The 17,587-nt window shown below is 64.1% G+C and carries 14 protein-coding genes; 7 read left to right on the top strand and 7 right to left on the bottom strand.

The window, feature by feature from the left end; genetic code table 11:
• Window positions 1-247: 247 nt before the first annotated feature.
• Both QMZ05_RS06465 and QMZ05_RS06460 read left to right on the top strand, forming a co-directional pair.
• Entirely contained in the window at window positions 248-1,294 is a 1,047-nt protein-coding gene (locus QMZ05_RS06465) for a trypsin-like peptidase domain-containing protein (protein WP_353700033.1), read from the top strand.
• A gap of 306 nt (window positions 1,295-1,600) precedes the next feature.
• The gene (locus QMZ05_RS06460) at window positions 1,601-4,954 is read left to right on the top strand and encodes an adenylate/guanylate cyclase domain-containing protein (protein ID WP_353700032.1); all 3,354 of its coding nucleotides are present in this window, start codon (window positions 1,601-1,603) and stop codon (window positions 4,952-4,954) included.
• Between the two features lie 373 nt (window positions 4,955-5,327).
• On the opposite strand, the gene rpsU is transcribed toward QMZ05_RS06460, so the two are convergent.
• Window positions 5,328-5,603, bottom strand: coding sequence for a 30S ribosomal protein S21 (gene rpsU, locus QMZ05_RS06455; protein WP_353700031.1), 276 nt, complete (start codon window positions 5,601-5,603; stop codon window positions 5,328-5,330).
• A 420-nt stretch (window positions 5,604-6,023) separates the two neighbouring features.
• Between rpsU and QMZ05_RS06450 the strand changes: the two genes are divergently transcribed.
• The 3 genes from QMZ05_RS06450 to QMZ05_RS06440 all read left to right on the top strand — a co-directional run bounded on the left by QMZ05_RS06450 (window position 6,024) and on the right by QMZ05_RS06440 (window position 6,850).
• Window positions 6,024-6,233, top strand: a complete 210-nt coding sequence (locus QMZ05_RS06450) for a cold-shock protein (RefSeq protein ID WP_353700042.1) — start codon at window positions 6,024-6,026, stop codon at window positions 6,231-6,233.
• Between the two features lie 94 nt (window positions 6,234-6,327).
• Complete coding sequence (locus QMZ05_RS06445; RefSeq protein WP_353700030.1) at window positions 6,328-6,570, top strand: transcriptional regulator; 243 nt, start codon at window positions 6,328-6,330, stop codon at window positions 6,568-6,570.
• Window positions 6,571-6,625: 55 nt separating this feature from the next.
• A complete protein-coding gene (locus tag QMZ05_RS06440) occupies window positions 6,626-6,850 on the top strand; it encodes a hypothetical protein (RefSeq protein ID WP_128971638.1) in 225 nt (74 codons plus the stop codon).
• Here the strand turns inward: QMZ05_RS06440 and QMZ05_RS06435 are convergent.
• The 6 genes from QMZ05_RS06435 to QMZ05_RS06410 all read right to left on the bottom strand — a co-directional run bounded on the left by QMZ05_RS06435 (window position 6,837) and on the right by QMZ05_RS06410 (window position 14,947).
• Window positions 6,837-7,055 (bottom strand): hypothetical protein, encoded by a 219-nt coding sequence (locus QMZ05_RS06435; protein WP_353700029.1) that lies wholly within the window; start codon window positions 7,053-7,055, stop codon window positions 6,837-6,839. The two genes, QMZ05_RS06440 and QMZ05_RS06435, sit on opposite strands and share 14 nt — an antisense overlap.
• A gap of 390 nt (window positions 7,056-7,445) precedes the next feature.
• Window positions 7,446-8,225, bottom strand: coding sequence for an alpha/beta hydrolase (locus QMZ05_RS06430; protein ID WP_353700028.1), 780 nt, complete (start codon window positions 8,223-8,225; stop codon window positions 7,446-7,448).
• A gap of 5 nt (window positions 8,226-8,230) precedes the next feature.
• Window positions 8,231-9,526, bottom strand: a complete 1,296-nt coding sequence (locus QMZ05_RS06425) for an O-acetylhomoserine aminocarboxypropyltransferase (protein WP_279710206.1) — start codon at window positions 9,524-9,526, stop codon at window positions 8,231-8,233.
• 45 nt (window positions 9,527-9,571) lie between these two features.
• Window positions 9,572-10,876 carry a nicotinate phosphoribosyltransferase gene (pncB, locus tag QMZ05_RS06420; protein WP_050426094.1) on the bottom strand — a complete coding sequence of 435 codons (1,305 nt, stop codon included), beginning with the start codon at window positions 10,874-10,876 and terminating at the stop codon, window positions 9,572-9,574.
• A 61-nt stretch (window positions 10,877-10,937) separates the two neighbouring features.
• Window positions 10,938-14,480 carry a molybdopterin cofactor-binding domain-containing protein gene (locus tag QMZ05_RS06415; RefSeq protein WP_353700027.1) on the bottom strand — a complete coding sequence of 1,181 codons (3,543 nt, stop codon included), beginning with the start codon at window positions 14,478-14,480 and terminating at the stop codon, window positions 10,938-10,940.
• Window positions 14,480-14,947, bottom strand: a complete 468-nt coding sequence (locus QMZ05_RS06410; RefSeq protein WP_353700026.1) for a (2Fe-2S)-binding protein — start codon at window positions 14,945-14,947, stop codon at window positions 14,480-14,482. The genes QMZ05_RS06415 and QMZ05_RS06410 overlap by 1 nt, the downstream gene beginning before the upstream one ends.
• 276 nt (window positions 14,948-15,223) lie before the next feature.
• On the opposite strand from QMZ05_RS06410, the gene QMZ05_RS06405 reads away from it, so the two are divergent.
• Together QMZ05_RS06405 and QMZ05_RS06400 are read left to right on the top strand one after the other, a co-directional pair.
• On the top strand, window positions 15,224-16,672 hold the full coding sequence (locus QMZ05_RS06405; protein ID WP_353700025.1) for a 6-hydroxynicotinate reductase: 1,449 nt from the start codon (window positions 15,224-15,226) through the stop codon (window positions 16,670-16,672).
• The gene (locus QMZ05_RS06400; protein ID WP_353700024.1) at window positions 16,669-17,577 is read left to right on the top strand and encodes a UPF0280 family protein; all 909 of its coding nucleotides are present in this window, start codon (window positions 16,669-16,671) and stop codon (window positions 17,575-17,577) included. Before QMZ05_RS06405 ends, QMZ05_RS06400 begins: the two co-directional genes overlap by 4 nt.
• The last annotated feature ends 10 nt before the right edge of the window (window positions 17,578-17,587 follow it).

The following is a 17,587-nucleotide window of genomic DNA, read 5'->3' as shown; positions in this document are numbered from 1 at the left end:
CCCTTGGGAGAGGTCGATTTACGCAGCAAATCGGGTGAGGGATTACGGTCTATCGAGAGGGCAAGAGCCCTCACCCGGATTGCTTCGCAATCCGACCTCTCCCAATGGGGAGAGGTGAAGCAAGCGCGCGGCCGAGCGGCTTCGATCCTAGACTTATCTTGCCCTAGCCAGCCGGGCAGGTGCCGGGCGTAACCACTTGCGGCAGCGGGAGCCGGTCACCATCTGAGCAGACCAAAGGACTCTCGCCATGCTGGATTTTACCTCAGATGCCGCCGATGACACGACGTCACCGCGAACGGCTGATGCTGCCCAAGCGGATGCCCAAGCCGCATCTCACGTTGATGACCGGGCTTTGCTGGATGCCTATTCCAATGCCGTGATCGACGTCACCGACCGCGTCGGCCCGGCTGTGGTCCGCGTCGAGACCGGGCCGAAGGTGCGTAATGCGCGCGAGCGCGGTGGGCTCGGCTCGGGCATCGTGATCTCGCCCGACGGCTTCGTCCTGACCAACAGCCATGTGGTCGGCTCGTCCAAGGAGATCCGCCTGCGCGACACCGAGGGCTTCGTCACCGACGCTCATGTGCTCGGCGTCGATCCCGACACCGACCTCGCGCTGCTGCGGGCCGATGGCGCGCGCGATCTGCCCTATGCCTCGCTCGGCAACTCGAAGACGTTGCGGCGCGGCCAACTCGTGGTCGCGATCGGCAATCCGCTCGGTTTCGAATCGACGGTCACCGCCGGCGTGGTGTCGGCGCTCGGCCGCTCGATCCGCTCGGTCAGCGGGCGGACCATCGAGGACGTGATCCAGACCGATGCCGCGCTCAATCCCGGCAATTCCGGCGGCCCGCTGGTGTCGTCGAAGGGCGAGGTGATCGGGATCAATACCGCGATCATCAACGGCGCGCAGGGCATCTGCTTTGCGGTCGCCAGCAACACCGCGCAGTTCGTGCTGTCGGAGATCATCCGCCACGGCTATGTCCGCCGCGCCTATATCGGCGTCGCGGGCCAGACCGCGCCGGTGCCGCGGCGCCATGCGGTGCTCGCCGGCGTCGAGAACAAGATGGGCGCGCTGTTGATGCAGATCGAGCCGGACAGCCCGGCCGCGCGCGCCAGCCTGCTGCCGGGCGACGTCGTGATCCGGCTTGACGGCCTCGAGATCAACGGTGTCGACGACCTGATCCGCGCGCTCGATCACAGCCGGATCGACCGCACTCTGTCGATGGATGTGCTCCGCCTCGGCCGCCTGCGCGCGATCGAGATCCACCCGATCGGAAGGAAGCCAGCGAAGCAGTAAGCACGGTGCGATCCACGGAACTCTCCTGACCCTTTCCCGAGGTGGGAGAGGGTGGCTTGCCAGCCCCCGAGGGGGTAGAGGTGTGGCGTAAGCGTTTTTTTTTGCTACGCGATTCGTGTGGACCGACTACACCAGGGCGTGTACTCATAACGTGCAAAATGTCGGGTCTTGGAGGCGAAGCGGAAATTTGTGCTCGTGCTGAGCTTCACCGGTTGTGACTCGAACCGGTCATTCAAGAAGCGGTACCCCAGACAGACTGTCTCGCCTGGGGAATCATGCAGCGCTAGGCGAACTGGGGTGCCGGTCATGGACCTCGGCGATTGGCTGCGGAGGCTTGGCCTCGCACGATACGAGGCGGCGTTCCGTGAGAATGAGATCGACGACACTGTCCTGCCGAGCTTGACGGCGGAGGACTTGAAGGACCTCGGCGTCGGATTGGTCGGACATCGCCGTAAGCTGCTCGACGCCATTGCCGCCTTGCGCGCTGAAGCGGGCGCACCAACGCCGCTATCCGACGCTCCTGTGGCAACCAACAAAGCCGCCAAGAATACTGCCGAGCGCCGCCAGGTTACCGTGATGTTCTCGGACCTTGTCGGTTCAACGTCACTGTCCACGCGTATGGACCCAGAGGATCTGCGCGAGATCATTTCGGCGTATCAAACGTGCGTCGCCGATGCCGTGCGCCGCTTCGGGGGCTTCGTCGCGAAGTACATGGGCGACGGCGTGCTCATTTATTTCGGCTATCCGCAGGCGCACGAGGACGACGCTGAGCGCGCCGTGCGCGCAGGATTGGAAGCGATTGCTGCAGTTGGCGCGCTCAGATTGTCCGTTCCGCTGCAAACCCGCGTCGGTATCGCGACCGGACTGGTGGTCGTTGGCGATCTCATCGGATCAGGGGAAGCGCAGGAGCGCGGCATCATTGGCGAAACACCTAACCTTGCCGCGCGCCTGCAAGCCCTGGCTGAGCCGAACGCCGTTGTCATTGCTGAGAGCACGCGAAGGCTCTTTGGCGATCTGTTTGAACTGAGGGACCTTGGACTGCGGGAACTCAAAGGTGTCCCGGGCCGCATCAAGGCTTGGGCGGCACTGCGCCCTTCTATAGTCGAGGGGCGCTTCGAGGCCCTGCACGCGGGCGGACTGACAGAACTCATCGGGCGCCAAGAAGAGCTCGGCCTACTACTAGGGCGCTGGTCGAAGGCAAAGGCCGGTCAGGGCCAAGTGGTGTTGCTTTCCGGCGAACCGGGCATTGGCAAGTCACGGCTCACGGCAGCGGTGATTGAACGACTTGCTTCCGAGCCGCACACGCGCTTGCGCTATTTCTGCTCACCGCAGCATACAGACAGCGCGCTTTACCCGATCATTAGCCAGATGGAGCGTGCGGCTGGGTTTGCGCATGAGGACCCAATGCAAGCAAGGCTCGACAAACTAGACGCCCTTTTGGCTCGGAGTTTTACGTCACCACAAGACGCCGCGCTGCTCGCTGAAATGCTTTCTTTAGCGAATGACGGACGTTATCCCAGCCTCAAATTAACTGCGCCGCAACGCCGACAGAATACGTTTGAGGCGTTAACCGCCCAACTCGATGCACTATCCAAGGCCAGTCCGGTCCTGATGATCTTCGAGGATGTGCATTGGATCGACCCGACGAGCCTTGAAGCAGTCAGTCGTACGATTGATCGCCTAAAAAACCTCCGGGTGCTGCTGATCATCACGTACCGACCCGAGTTCGACCCGCCGTGGACCGAAAAGCCCTATATCGCCGTCGTCCATCTGAACCGCCTCGGCCAGGACGAGAGCAAGGCCATAGTCGACCGGGTGTCCGGAGACGCGCTGCTTCCCGCGGGCATCAGACAGGACATTATCGAGCGCACTGATGGCATACCCCTGTTCGTCGAGGAGATGACCAAGGCGGTGCTGGAGGCAGGTGAGCAAGGTGCTGAGCGAACAGCTGCGAGTATTCTCTCGCCATCTGTCGCCGTCCCTCCGAGCCTTCATGCCTCGCTGATGGCGCGGCTTGATCGGCTCGGCTCACTCGCCAAAGAGGTGGCTCAGGTTGGCGCGGCCATCGGCCGGGAGTTCTCGTACGAACTGCTGCTGTCCGTAGCGCAGCGGAACTCAGCTGAGCTGAACGGAGCACTCGATCAGCTGGTATCCGCCGAACTGATCTTCCGGCGCGGATTGCCGCCAGACGCGGAATACACCTTTAAGCATGCCTTGGTGCAAGATGCCGCCTACAGCACGCTGCTGCGGGCACCCCGTCAGGAGCTGCATGCACGAATTGCCAGAGTGCTCGAACAGCTCTCTCCCGAGCATGGCAGCATCGATCCCGAGCTGTTGGCGCACCATTTCACAAAGGCCGGACAGGCCGAGATCGCTATCTCATACTGGTTGAAGGCCGGACGGCGTGCAGCGGAGCGCTCCGCCGACGAGGAGGCTGTGCGTCATCTCGGACGGGGCCGGGAGATGTTGATGACCCTGCCGGATTCGACTCAGAAAGACCGGCAGGAACTCGACTTCCAGCTCGCCTTGGGAACGCCTTTGGCTGCTCAGCACGGGTATGGCAACCCACTCGTCGGAGCTGCACGCGATCGTGCCATCGCCCTGTGTGAAAAATTAGGCGACACGCAGCGCCTGTTGCCGAGCCTCTACGGACAGTATGCCTATTGCATAGCGAGTGGCAGGATCGCCAAGGCACTAGAGTATTCGGAGCGCTGCCAAGCGCTGGCGGCGCACACCGGCGACCGCCTGGCGCGACTGATCGCGCACCGCGCCATGGGCGTTTCGTTGCTTGAAATTGGCGGGTTCGAGGCGGCGAGAGCACAGTTGGAAGAGATCCTTGCAATCGACAAGGACGAAATGGACCAGTCTCTTTCCGTGCTTTACGTTACGGATCCGCACGCGTCAGGTTTCGCCTATCTGGCACTGAGCCTGTGGGTCTTGGGATACCCCGACCAAGCGATCGCAGCACGCCAAAAGGCAATCAAGCATGCCCTGGACGCCAACCACGCGAATACCAGCGGCGTGGTTAGCATCTACGCTGGCGCACAGTTATCCGCATTGCTCGGCAAGATGGAAGACGTCAAGAGCTACGTTGAAGACTTGAACGCGCGACTCGGATCTCGGGTGCCACACTGGGCCATCAGCTGCGGTCAAATACTGAGGGGCTGGGCGATCGGGTACGCAGAGCAGCTGGAAGACGGCATTACGCTGATGAAACAGGGCATACATGCCGCCGAACAACAAGTTCGATTTCATTCACCACACTACCATTCTCTCCTTGCCATCCTGCAAGCACGCGCGGGAGATATGCAGGATAGCCTGAGCGCGATCAGAAGAGCCAAGGAGCTGATAGTCGAAACAGGCGAATATCTCTGGCACGCCGACGTACTCAGAATTGAGGGTGAACTCCGACTGCTTTTCGGAGCATCCGCAAAGGAAGCGGAAGCAAGCTTTACTCAAGCTCTCGAAGTCGCCCGCAAGCAGCGAGCAAAATCGTTCGAGCTGCGCGCCGCGATGAGCATGGCGCGGCTGTGGCGCGATCAAGGGAAGCGGGATAAGGCCCGAGAACTGCTCGCTCCGGCCTACAGCTGGTTTACCGAGGGCGTTGACACGTTGGACTTGAAGCAGGCCCAAGCCTTGCTGGCCGAGCTGGCGGAATGAGGCTGCGCGTGCGAGCATGGAAGTCAGGTATTGGCCCCTCTCGGACTTACGGCAAGGTCCGCTTTCGCGCTCCTGTCAGGGCCATAGCAGACATCGAACGCGCGTGATCCGAGCCGCCTCGATTGATGAGTACACGCCCTGGCTAGTGATAGCCGATTATCCCCACGTCTTCTGGACCCGCGTCGATCCACCGGAACACGACCCGCCATTGGTCATTGATACGGATCGCGTCTGAGAATTTCGAAATAATAGCGCGTCGCTCCGGTGCCTCATTGCTTCTGGCGCTGATTCAACATCGGCGCCAACCGGCTGTTCCTTATCAACGAGAGTGGCATCGGCTGACAGGGACAGCGTGACTTGTCGCTTTGTTCCCTCAGCCCGCGGACGCGGAAGTTCGCGGGAGGGACGGCTTGCGTTCGGGGAGCTTCTTCTTCGGGGGCGCCGGCAGCAGACCTTCCCTGATCGCTTGCTTGCGAGCGAGCTTGCGAGCCCGGCGAATAGCCTCGGACCTTTCGCGCGCCTTTCTCTCCGAAGGCTTCTCATAGGCACGACGCTGCTTCATTTCGCGGAAAACGCCTTCACGCTGCATTTTTTTCTTCAGAACACGAAGTGCCTGGTCGACATTGTTATCGCGGACTACGACCTGCATTAAATCTCCTCGCTGACTGCAAATTGGGACGATCCTGCGCGCAGCCAATTGCGCAGGAGTTCGTTGCGAATGGAAGAATGAGAGCGACCGCGCATTTCCTCGCCAGCCTCGAACGAGCAATTTTGCTCGTCACGGCGATGCGGTTCAGTGGAAAGGAAAGTGACCACTCCCGCGATAACAAGTCAAACGATAAAGACCTGAAGTCCCATTGGAACTGCCCTGAACGGAGCTGCAACGTGAGCTGAATCAAATTGTCCGCCTTCCTTGTAATATGGCCGTTATCGTGTATATTACCCTTATTCGATTAGCCGCTGTGCCTTGTTGAACGCGCCCGCGGGCTCCTTTTCCAAAGACATCGACGAAGTTGAAATCGCCGCGCGATTGTCGCGCGAAATGCGTTTGCGCGCTTTGGAGAAGAGAATGACGACAGGTACGGTTAAGTGGTTCAACGGCCAAAAGGGCTTCGGTTTCATCCAGCCGGACGACGGCGGCAACGATGTGTTCGTTCACATCAGTGCGGTCGAGCGCGCCGGCCTTTCGGGTCTCGCCGAGGGTCAGAAGGTCAATTACGAGCTCAAGACTGACAAGATGCGGGGCAAGGTCAGCGCCGAAAATCTCTCGCTGGCTTGATCTCGTCGCGCCGTTTCACGGATGTACTGAAGCGGCAATGCTGCCCGCTCGATCGCTGGATTGAGCGGGTTTGCCTATCTTGAACGGGTGAAGGATGAGCGCCAGGAAATCGGCAGTACCGTCACCTGAAGCGATCGCGCGCGCCGATCGTCAGCGCCTCGCCGCCGAAGAAGGCGTGCGGGCAATCGCGGATGTCGAACGGCAGGCGATCGAAGTGCGCAGGAACATGGCGCGCCTCCGCGAGCTACGCATGGCCAAGGAAGCTACGGACGCGACCCTTGCGGCAGCCTCGCCGGCGTCCCCGGCCAAGAAGCGCACGAGAAAGCTGCTGCGATAGACGTCCTCGACCAGTGTCGATGGATTTGCCGAGGACAGAGTTACAAGCCGGGAGAGTGCTGACCGTGCCCAGAGCAAAATCGGACGGCGGTGGAACGATCACGTTCACCCTCGCGCTGGGCGCAGCGCGACAAATGTGCCGGCTTACGACGACGTTCCAAACCGACAAGCAGGCGTTCAACTATCTGCACAAATATCGGACGGAGTTCGAGAGGATCGCGCGAGCGCGCCTGGCTTTAGGAGAGCTCGAAGACGGAATCGTCGTGCTCACGATGCTTTAGGTCGATGCTTCGATAATGCCGGGCTATCCCGCAGGGGCTTCGCCGCAGCTTCCCGGGCCAGACGCTCGGCTTTCAGACGCTCGCGATTCTCGCGAAAGGATTGCTCCGCCTTCGCGTAGTCGGTCATCGGTTTGGCATTGTTGATAGCCTTGAAAGCTTTGTCGGCTTCCCGCCGATGGCGGGAATTCGCTTCGTTCCTGGTCATTGTGACCTCCAGACTGGGCTTGTTTGTCCGCCGCGCCGCGCGAGCGCGGGAAGGCTTCGAGATTGCGCGTCGCCAGGCCAGCTTGAGAACGCTGACAAGCAGTGCCGACAGGACAGGAATCGCGAGCGCAATGTCGACAAGAGGAGCAGCTCGACAGGCGCGCCCCGGTTCGGCTTCATCTTGTCAGTTCCTTGCGAACTGCAGCGGCGGCAGGCGTTCGCAGTAGTTCGGAATAATAGAATATATCGCTGATTTGCCCGACTGGTCAAGTTGCTTGTTCGGGTGCCGGCGGCAGCCCTGCGCCTTTGCATGGGGTTGTTTTCGATATTTTTAGGGACGCTCGCTGCGCGCTACCTTCTCCCTCAGCGGGAGAAGGCGTTCGCGGCTTTGCTACTGCAGCGCCGCCAGCAGTTCGTCCGGCTGCTCGACCATCATCATGTGGCCGGCGCCCGGCAGCACAACGGTCCGGGCATTCGGCGTCGCCGCGGCGAGGGCCTTGCCGGCCTTGGCGGGGGTCATCATGTCGCGCTCGCCGAGCACGAAGGTCGCGGGCACCTTGACCGCGGCAGCGGCCGTGAGCGCGTTCTGGTAGGCGTTGCAGGCGTTGAGGTCGGTGTAGAGTACGCCGGGCTTCGCCTCTTGCAGCACACGCTGCGCGCCCTGGTGCATCCAGAGGCCCGGCGCGAGGCTGCCGCCGAGCTCGGCCTTGAAGCCGAGGCCCCAGATCGAGACCATGTCGATCGCGGTGACGTCATTGGCTTCAGCGGCCTTCAGGAGATCGGGGCCGACCGTCATGGTCGCGGCGGTGCCGATCAGGGCGAGGCCGGAGACCTTGTCGGGATGGCGCGCCGAGGTCTCGATCGCGATCAGCGAGCCCATCGAGTGGCCGATCAGCCGGGCCTTCGCCGCGCCGGCCGCGGTGATCAGCGCGGCGATCCAGTCGGCCATTTCGGCGATCGTCGGCAGCGGCTTGCCGGCGGAGCGGCCGTGGCCGGGCAAATCGGGCGCCAGCACGGAATAGCCGTGATGGGCGAACCAGCGGCTGTGCAGCGCCCAGGTCGAAGAGTCGAAGCCGGCGCCGTGGATCATCACGACAGCCGGCAGCGATGCATCGAATGGCTTGCCGCCGGTGGCGATGAAGGTGTCTGCCCCGTTCACTGAAAGCTGCATGGCGCTTAAGTCCTTTGCGAGGCGCGCAGCGCCTGGCCGAGATCGTCGATGATATCGTCAGCGGTTTCGATGCCGACCGACAGCCGCACCAGCTCCTCACCGATGCCGGCGGCCTTGAGCTGTTCGGCGTCCATCTGCTGATGCGTGGTGCTGGCGGGGTGGATCACCAGCGTCTTGGCGTCGCCGACATTGGCGAGATGGCTGATCAGCTTCAACTGTTCGATGAACTTCTTGCCGGCGGCGCGGCCGCCCTTGATGCCGAAGCTGATGATCGAGCCGGCGCCGCGCGGCAAGAGCTTCTTTGCCAGCGCGTAGTCGGGATGCGTCTCCAGCGACGGATGCAGCACCCAGTCGACCGCCTTGTTCGCGGCAAGGGCGTCCAGCACCGCATGGGTGTTGCTGACATGGCGGTCCATGCGGACGCCGAGCGTCTCGATGCCCTGCAGCAGCTGGAAGGCGTTGGTCGGCGACAGGCAGGCGCCGAAGTCGCGCAGGCCCTCGGTGCGGGCGCGCATGATGAAGGCGGCCTTGCCAAACTGCTCGTCGAAGACAATGCCGTGATAGCCGGCATAGGGCTCGGTGAGCTGCGGGAATTTGCCGGAGGCGCGCCAGTCGAACCGGCCGCCGTCGACGATGACGCCGCCGATCGCGATGCCGTGGCCGCCCATCCACTTGGTCGCCGAGTTCATCGTGATGTCGGCACCGAGCTCGATCGGCTGGCTCAGATACGGCGTCGCGAAGGTGTTGTCGATCAACAGCGGGATCTTCGCATCATGCGCGATCTGCGCCACTGCGGGGATATCGAGTACTTCGAGGCCGGGATTGCCGATGGTCTCGCCGATCACGAGCCGCGTGTTTGGCTTGATCGCGGCACGGAATTCGTCCAGCGCGCGGGGCTTCACGAAGGTCGTGGTGATGCCGAAGCGCGGCAGCGTGTGCGCCAGCAAATTGATGGTGCCGCCATAGAGCGAGGCGGAGGCGACGATATGGTCGCCGGCGTTGAGCAGGGTTGCGATCGCAAGATGCATCGCGGCCATGCCACTGGCGGTGCAGATCGCGCCGACGCCGCATTCGAGCGCGGCGATGCGCTCCTCAAGGACCGCGGTGGTCGGGTTCGAGATGCGCGTATAGATATGCCCGGCGCGTTCGAGGTTGAACAGCGCCGCGGCGTGGTCGGCGTCCTGGAACACGTAGGACGTGGTCTGATAGATCGGCACCGCGCGTGCGCCGGTCGCGGGATCGGGGCGCTGGCCGGCATGCAGGCTCAGGGTTTCGAAGGCAGGCGGCTTGGGTGCGGGCATGCGAAACTCGTCAGGTCAGTCGATGAGGATATTTGGTCTGCAGGTCTAGACGTGAACTGCGGTGCGAACACGGCCGACATTGCCGAACACGCGCAAATAGCGCTCGACCTCGGTGGGGATGCCGGTCGCCTTCTCCGGATTGTCGGAGAGTTTCACGGCCGGGCGTCCGTCGACCGACGTCACCTTGCAGACGATCGAGATCGGGTCGAGTTCGGCGGAGCCGTCGGGCGCGCAGCCGATGAAATCATTGGTGAGGTTGGTGCCCCAGCCGAAGCTGACGCGGACACGCCCCTTGAAGTGATGGAACGTCTCTTCGATCGAGCCGACATCCATCGCGTCGGAGAACACCAGCAGCTTCTCCTTGGGATCGCGGCCCTTCTGCTTCCACCACTTGATGATCTCTTCGCCGGCGGTGATCGGCGGCGCGCTGTCGGGCCGGAAGCCGGTCCAGTCGGCGACCCATTCCGGCGCGTCGCGCAGGAACGGCTTGGTGCCGAAGGCGTCGGGCAGCGCGATCAGGAGGTTGCCGCCATAGGCATGACGCCATTGATCGAGGATCTGATAGGGCGCCCAGCGCAATTCCTCGTCGGAATTGGCGAGCGCAGCAGCCACCATCGGCAGCTCATGCGCGTTGGTACCGATCGCCTCGAGATCGTTGTCCATCGCGAGCAGCACGTTCGACGTTCCGGTGAAGGAGGAACCGAGGCCTTCCTTCACCGCCTCGACGCACCAGCGCTGCCACAGGAAGCCGTGGCGGCGGCGCGTGCCGAAATCGGACAGCCGCAGGCCGTCGAGCTTGCGCAGCCGCTCGACCTTGGTCCACAGCTTGGCCTTGGCGCGGGCGTAGAGCACGTCGAGCGCAAAGCGGCCGTAGGTCTTGGTCGCCGCGCGCGAGCGCAGCTCGTTGAGGATCGCGAGCGCCGGGATCTCCCACATCGTGGTGTGGGTCCACGGTCCGTGGAAATGCAGCTCATACTGGCCGTCGACCTTGTGCAACTCGTATTCGGGCAGGCGGAAGGTCGAGAGCCAGTTGATGAAATCGGGCGAGAACATCTGTGTCTTGCCGTAGAACGTGTTGCCGGCGAGCCAGATCAGTTCCTTCTTGGAGAAGCGGATGGTGCGGGCGTGGTCGAGCTGGGCGCGCAGCTCACCCTCGTCGATGATCTCGGCGAGCCGGATATGGGTTGAGCGGTTGATCACCGAAAAGGTCGTGCGGGTGTCCGGATAGCTTTCCCGGATCATCTGCTGCATCAACAGCTTGTAGAAATCGGTGTCCAGCAGGCTGCGCACGATCGGGTCGAGCCGCCAGCCGTGGTTATAGGTCCGGGTCGCGATATCTGTCACGGTCATGCGGGAACCTTAGCCTGCCCCGCGGCGCCCGCCCAGTGGGTATCGGGCGGAACATGGCAGGTCAGCGCGCTATGGTCTGCCGTATACGGCCCACCGTGGCGGCGACATCGGTCCAGGCCGGCTTGCCGGGGGCAAACTGGCTGCGGAGGAAGGAGGCGAGCTCGGCGACCTGGCGGTCGGTCATGCTGTCCCGGAACGCCGGCATATAGCCGAGATCGGTCACGGCCGGCTTGGCGATGCCGTGCAGGATCACCTGGATCAGATTGTCGGGGGCGTCGCTATGGAGGTTGCTGTTGAGCGCCAGCGACGGCCGGCTGCCGAACAGTGGCGGGCCGCCGACCTCGTGGCAGACCGCGCAGGCGCCTTGATAGATCCGGGCACCTGCCGAGGCGGCCGTGGTCACCACGGTGCTAGCCTCGAGTTTCGCAGCAATGGCATCGTGGGCCGACCGGTCGGTGGTCGCGTTGAACGAGGCGAGGTAGACCGCCATCGCGCGGATGTCCTGGTCGGGCAGCGCGGCGAGCTCCCGCACGACCGGCGCCATCGGCCCGGCGGCGACGCCGTGCAGGTGGGACTCGCCGGTGCGCAGATAGGCGTAGAGCTCGTCCTCGCTCCACGGGATCGGCGCCTTCGACAGCGACGTCAGTGCCGGCGCCTCCCAGCCTTCGGCAAATCCCCCGGCGAGATAGGCCGCTTGCCGTTCGGCGCCGAGCGCATTGCGCGGCGAGTGGCAGGCGCTGCAATGGCCGAGGCCTTCGATCAGATAGGCGCCGCGATTCCAGGTCGCCGACTTCGATGGATCGGGCTGGAATACCTGCTGCTGATGGAACAGCGCATTCCATCCGGCGAGTAGCGGCCGCAGGTTGAACGGAAAGGCGAGTGCGTTCGCCGGCCTCTCGGCGCGCACCGGTGCCTGCGCCATCAGATAGGCATAGAGCGCCTGCAGGTCAGCATCATTGGTCTTGGCGAAGTGCGTGTACGGAAACGCCGGATAGAGATGGCGACCGTCGCGATGAATGCCCTCGCGCATCGCACGCTCGAAGGCGGGGTAGGACCAGGCGCCGATGCCGGTGTCGACATCGGGCGTGATGTTGGTCGTGTAGATGGTGCCGAACGGCGTCTCGAGCTGCCGGCCGCCGGCGTTCAAGATGCCGTGCTCCGAGGTGTGGCAGACGGCGCAGGCGCCGAGCGCCGCGAGCTCCTTGCCGCGCGCGATGGTGGTCGCAGAATAGACCGAAGCATCGGGCCGGGCGATCGGCGCGATCGCGCGCCACGGCAGCACGGCCGCGCCGATCCCGATCGCGGCGGCGCAGAGCGCGGCAATGCCGGCGAGGATGCCGCCACGTTTCGCAAACGGGTTCTGCCATCTGTTGAGCGGAGCTGTCGGCGTAGGCGGCGGAAGCGGGGCGGGGGCAACGGGCTGCTCGCCGCGCAAGCCTTTCAATATGCGCTCCGGCGTGAAGGGCAGCTCGCGAAAGCGGACGCCGGTCGCGTCGTAGATCGCATTGGCGATCGCGGCGGCGCTCGGCACCGAAGCGGATTCGCCGACGCCAAGCGGCGGCTGGTCCTGCCGCGGCAGCATCAGCACGTCGATCTTGGGCAACTCAGGGAATGTGATGACGGGGTAGGCGCCCCATTCCCGCGCCGCCACCGCGCCGCGCTCGAAGGAGACTTCCTCCATCAGCGCGCGGCTGGTCGACTGAATGACGTTGCCTTCGATCTGATGCCGCACGCCCTCGGGATTGATCATCAATCCGGAGTCCTGGCCGGCGACGACGCGCGTCACGCTGACATCGCCGGTCGCCTTGTTGACGGCGACGTCGGCGATCCACGCCGACCAAGCCGCGCCGTAGCCCGGAAACTTGCTGTGCACATAGAGCGCATAGGCAAAGCCGCGGCCGCGCACGATGTCGCCGTCCGCCTCGGGCTCTTTCCACACCGGCCGGGGCGTCCAGCCGGCGCGCTCGGCGACTGCGTTGACGAGATCGATGGCGCGCTTGTCTTTCAAATAGCGCAGCCGGTACTCGATCGGATCGACCTCGGCCTCCGCCGCGAGCTCGTCGATGTAGGATTCATGCGCAAACGTGTTCGGCAGCGCCGAGACGCCGCGAAACCAGGAGGCGCGCACGATCGGCGGCATGTCGTTGGCGACGACGCGCATGTTCTCGTAGTCGTAGGGCGGGATCGCGGTGCGGTCGCCCATCTCGAACACCGCCGCTTCAGGCGCGATCCGCCCGGTGAGCAGCAGCGCCAGCGTCGGCGCGCCGTTCGAGGGATAGCGCGTGGAGAAGTCATAGCCGGCGACGCTGCCGTCGGCATTGAGCCCGCCATTGACGTCCATCAGCTGCGCGGTGCCCTTCGGCTCCCAGGCATGCTCCTGCTCGCGGGTCAGCTGCACCCGCACCGGGCGGCCGACCGCGCGCGACAGCAATAGCGCATCGGCCGAGACGTCGTCGGCGCAGTTGCGGCCGTAACAGCCGGCGGCTTCCATCCGGATCACGTCGATCTCGGATTCCGGCCGCTGGATCAAGAGCGCGAGATCACCGCGCAGGATGTGCGAGTTCTGCGTGCCGGACCAGACCCGGATCGCGCCCTCGCTGTAATCGGCAACCGCGCAGGATGGACCGATCGAGCCGTGCATCTGGTAGGGCCAAACGTAGGTCCGCTGCATCGGCTTGGCCGCGGCCTTGATCGCTGCATCGACGTCGCCCTTGTCGATCAGTTGCCGCGGCGTCGAGGGATTGGCGCGCAGCGCCTGCTCGATGTCGGAAAGATCGGTCAGCGCCGGTCCCGGTTTCCAGCTCAGCTTGAGCTGCGCGGCGGCCTTGATCGCATTCTCCTCGCGCTCGGCGACGACGCCGACGAAATCGCCGATCCGCACCACTGCGACCAGGCCGGGGATATCGCGTACTGATCCTTCATCCACCGCGATCAGGCTGCTGCCGACGAACGGGCCGGCATCGACACCGGCATAAGGCGGGCGCACGACGCGGCCGTGCAGCATGCCCGGCACGCGCACATCGTGGACATAGACGAGCTCGCCGGTGGCCTTTGCAGGCAGGTCGACGCGCGGCATCGACTTGCCGACCACGGAATAGGCGCTCACTTCCTTGACCGGAACGTCGTCGGCGAGCTCGAGCCGGATGGTTTCGTCCGCGATCAACTCGCCATAGCTGACGCTGCGGTTGTCGTGTCCGCGGATCAGGCCGTCCTCGATCGTGAGCTCACTGGCGGGCAGCTCAAGTCGCTCAGTTGCCCGCGCGAGCAAAAAATGCCGCGCTTGCGCTGCGGCCTTGCGCAGGGGAACGGCGGTGATCTGGATGGTTTCGCTCGCGATCGTCGCGCCCTGGTTCGGCACGACCGCGGTGTCGCCGAGGATCACGACCACGCGGGCAAAGGAGACGTCGAGCTCCTCGGCGACGATCTGTCCGAGTGCGGTGCGGATGCCGGTGCCGAGATCGACATGGCCGTTATAGGCGTTGACCGAACCGTCTGATGTGATGGTGATGAAGGTCTCGAACGCGCCTTCCGCGCCGAGCACCGCCGGGCGAACGACCGACAGCGAGCCGCGCTTGCGTTGCTCTGGAGGCCGTGCGTCCGCCATCAATCGCGCGCCTCGAGCGTGTGGCCGGCGGCGCGCATCGCGGCGCGGATGATTTCGATATGCGCGCCGCAGCGGCAGAGATTGTAGCGCAGCGCTTCCAGCACCTCGTGCTCGGACGGATTTGGATTGCGCGTCAGCAGCGCCTTGGTGGTGATGATCATGCCGTTGAGGCAATAGCCGCACTGCGCGGCCTGCTCGTGAATGAAGGCGTCCTGCACCGGATCGGGATGTTCGCGCGTGCCGAGGCCTTCGAGCGTGACGATGCTGCGCCCCGTGCAGCCTTCGATCGGAATCACGCAGGAACGCGCGGCGACGCCGTCGATCAGCACCGCGCAGGCGCCGCACTCGCCGAGCCCGCAGCCGTATTTCGGTCCGTTCAATGCGAGGTCGTTGCGCAGCACGTAAAGCAATGCGGTGTCGGGCTCGGCATCGACATCATGATTCCTGCCGTTCACGGTCAGGCGCATTGCCCCGGTTCTCCCCTGATGTTTGCGCTGCAACGTCAGCGTCCAATCGCGGGCGAGGATAACGTTTGTATACAAACGTGCAAGCGGCGGCATGCCGCGCTGCAGCGAGTGCACGCTTTATGAACAGGGTGCGCAAGCGTAGGGCAGGGTTTGATTGCAAAGGCCGCTTGACAGGCTTGAGGCTCGCGCGCAGGATCATTCGTATACGAACGATATAGGCAGGGAGGCGGAAGCGCAGTATGATCGACCGCCACCACAAGTCCAGGCTTGGTCACGATGGCTGACACAATGACCGTCGCCGCCGGCGACAAGATCCGCTGCGATGCCTGTCCGGTGATGTGCTACATCAAGCCGGGCGCGGCCGGCGCCTGTGATCGTTATGCCAATCACGACGGCACGCTGGTGCGGGTCGATCCGCATGTCGTGCTGGAGCGCACCGTCTCGCATGGCGGCAAGCTGGTTCCGTTCCAGGTGAGCGGCGACTGGGACGGCAAGATCGTCCGGCAGCCCGACCTTTTCGTCACCGCGATCGGCGCCGGGACTACCTATCCGGACTACAAGCCGGCGCCCTTCATCGTGTCATCGGAAGTCGACGGCGTCGACATGGTCACCGTGGTGACCGAGGGCATTTTCTCCTATTGCGGCGTCAAGGTGAAGATCGACACCGATCGCTATCTCGGCCCGGAGACCGCGACCGTGCGCGCGGACGGCGAGGCGGTCGGCCATGTCACGACCAGCGAATATGGCTCGCAGATGCTCTCGCTCGGCGGCGTGCATCATCTGACCGGCGGCTCCAAGAAGGAGGGCCGCGTCACCTGCGACACGCTGATGGATCTCTCCAACTGCAAGGCAGTGGAGCTCGTGATCGATGGCGGCGCCACCGTCGTGGTGCAGGCGGGCAAGCCGCCGATCGTCAACGGTGTGGCGGAAGAGCGCATGCGGGTCGGCTGCGGCTCGGCGACGATCGGCATGTTTGCCAAGCAGTGGCACGGCAAGGTCGATGAGGTCGTCGTGGTCGACGACCACATCACCGGCGTGCTCAGCGAGCACCAGGCCGGCAAGCTGCTCGACATCGCCGACACCGGCATCAAGATGAAGGGCCGCCGCTCGACGCCCGGCCGCTACTTCCAGGTCGCCGATCCCGGCACGGGGTGGGGCGGCACCAACATCTCCGATCCGCTGTCGATCCTCGGGCCCTTCAATGCCAAGGAGGCCCGGCCCGGACTCACCATGCTGATGGTCTCGACCACAGGTGAACATGCGTCCTACTACGTGCTGGACGAGGCGTTGAAGCCGGTCGAGACCGAGATGCCGGCGGACCTCCGCTTCTCGGTCGAGCGCATCCAGGAGAATTGCGAGCCGGCGCTGTGCACCGTGCTGTTCATGGGCGGCGCGGGCGGATCGCTGCGCGCAGGGGTCACCGACAATCCGGTGCGGCTGACCCGCTCGGTCAAGGACGCGTTGACGCGGGTGACCAGCGGCGGCGCGCCGGTCTATGTCTGGCCGGGCGGTGGCATCACCTTCATGGTCGATGTCACGCAGATGCCGGCCGGTGCGTTCGGCTATGTGCCGACCCCGGCGCTGGTGGCGCCGATCGAGTTCACGATGCGGCTGTCGGATTACGCGGCGCTCGGCGGTCATATGGACTATGTCCGGCCGCTTTCGTCGCTGCGGGACAGCGCCGAGGTTCGGCCGATGCCGTATCTGCCCGGGCGGCGCGCATGAGAAGGCTCCCGCAAATCGCGCTTCTTCCTGACGGCAAGCGGCTGCATTTGCAGGACGGTCCCATTGATCTGGTCATCGAAGCCAAGGGCAGGGATGCGGATGTTCGATCCGCCTATCAGGCGGCCGCGGATCGCTTCACGGGACTGCTTGACGAACTCTGCATGGAGCTTGCCGAACTTCGTAGTGCGGCGCGTCCCGATCATTGCGCGCTGAAAGGCGTGGTCGCGCGGCGCATGCATGCGGCGGTCGCCCCATTCGCCGCCGACTGCTTCATCACGCCGATGGCGGCGGTCGCGGGCTCGGTCGCCGAGGAAATCCTCGGGGCAATGTTGCAGGTGGCGACGCTCGACCGCGCCTATGTCAACAATGGCGGCGATATCGCCCTGCATCTCGGCGATGGCGAACAGTTCGCGGTCGGCCTGATGGACCGGCCGGACCGGCACGGCGTGATGCATACCATCTCGGTCGATGCCGAGATGCCGGTCCGCGGCATCGCGACCAGCGGCCGCCATGGCCGTAGCTTCTCACTCGGCATCGCCGATGCTGTCACCGTCCTGGCACGGACGGCATCGCAGGCGGATGCTGCGGCGACCGTGATCGCGAATGCGGTCGATTTGCCTAATCACCCCGCGATCCTGCGCGTTCCGGCGAGCGAATTGCAGCCGGACAGCGACCTCGGTGCACGGCTGGTGACGCGCGATGTCGGGCCTTTGGCGGAACACGAGATCGAGCAGGCGCTGGAAGCGGGGGCGGCGCAGGCACGCATGCTCCTGACGTCGGGATTGATCGAGGGCGCGGCATTGCGTCTACTGGGCGAAACGCGAATTGTTGGTGCAACTGGGTTTGGGGCGCCGGCGTCGCATGCGTTTCAGGGACCAACGATAAACAACATGCTGCAGGCATGACCGGGAGCGA

This window comes from Bradyrhizobium sp. INPA03-11B (assembly GCF_040446015.1).
In the GTDB taxonomy this organism is placed as follows: Bacteria; Pseudomonadota; Alphaproteobacteria; order Rhizobiales; family Xanthobacteraceae; genus Bradyrhizobium; species Bradyrhizobium macuxiense_A.
Note: the sequence above shows the minus strand (reverse complement) of the source record. Positions and strands in the feature narration are given on the sequence as shown.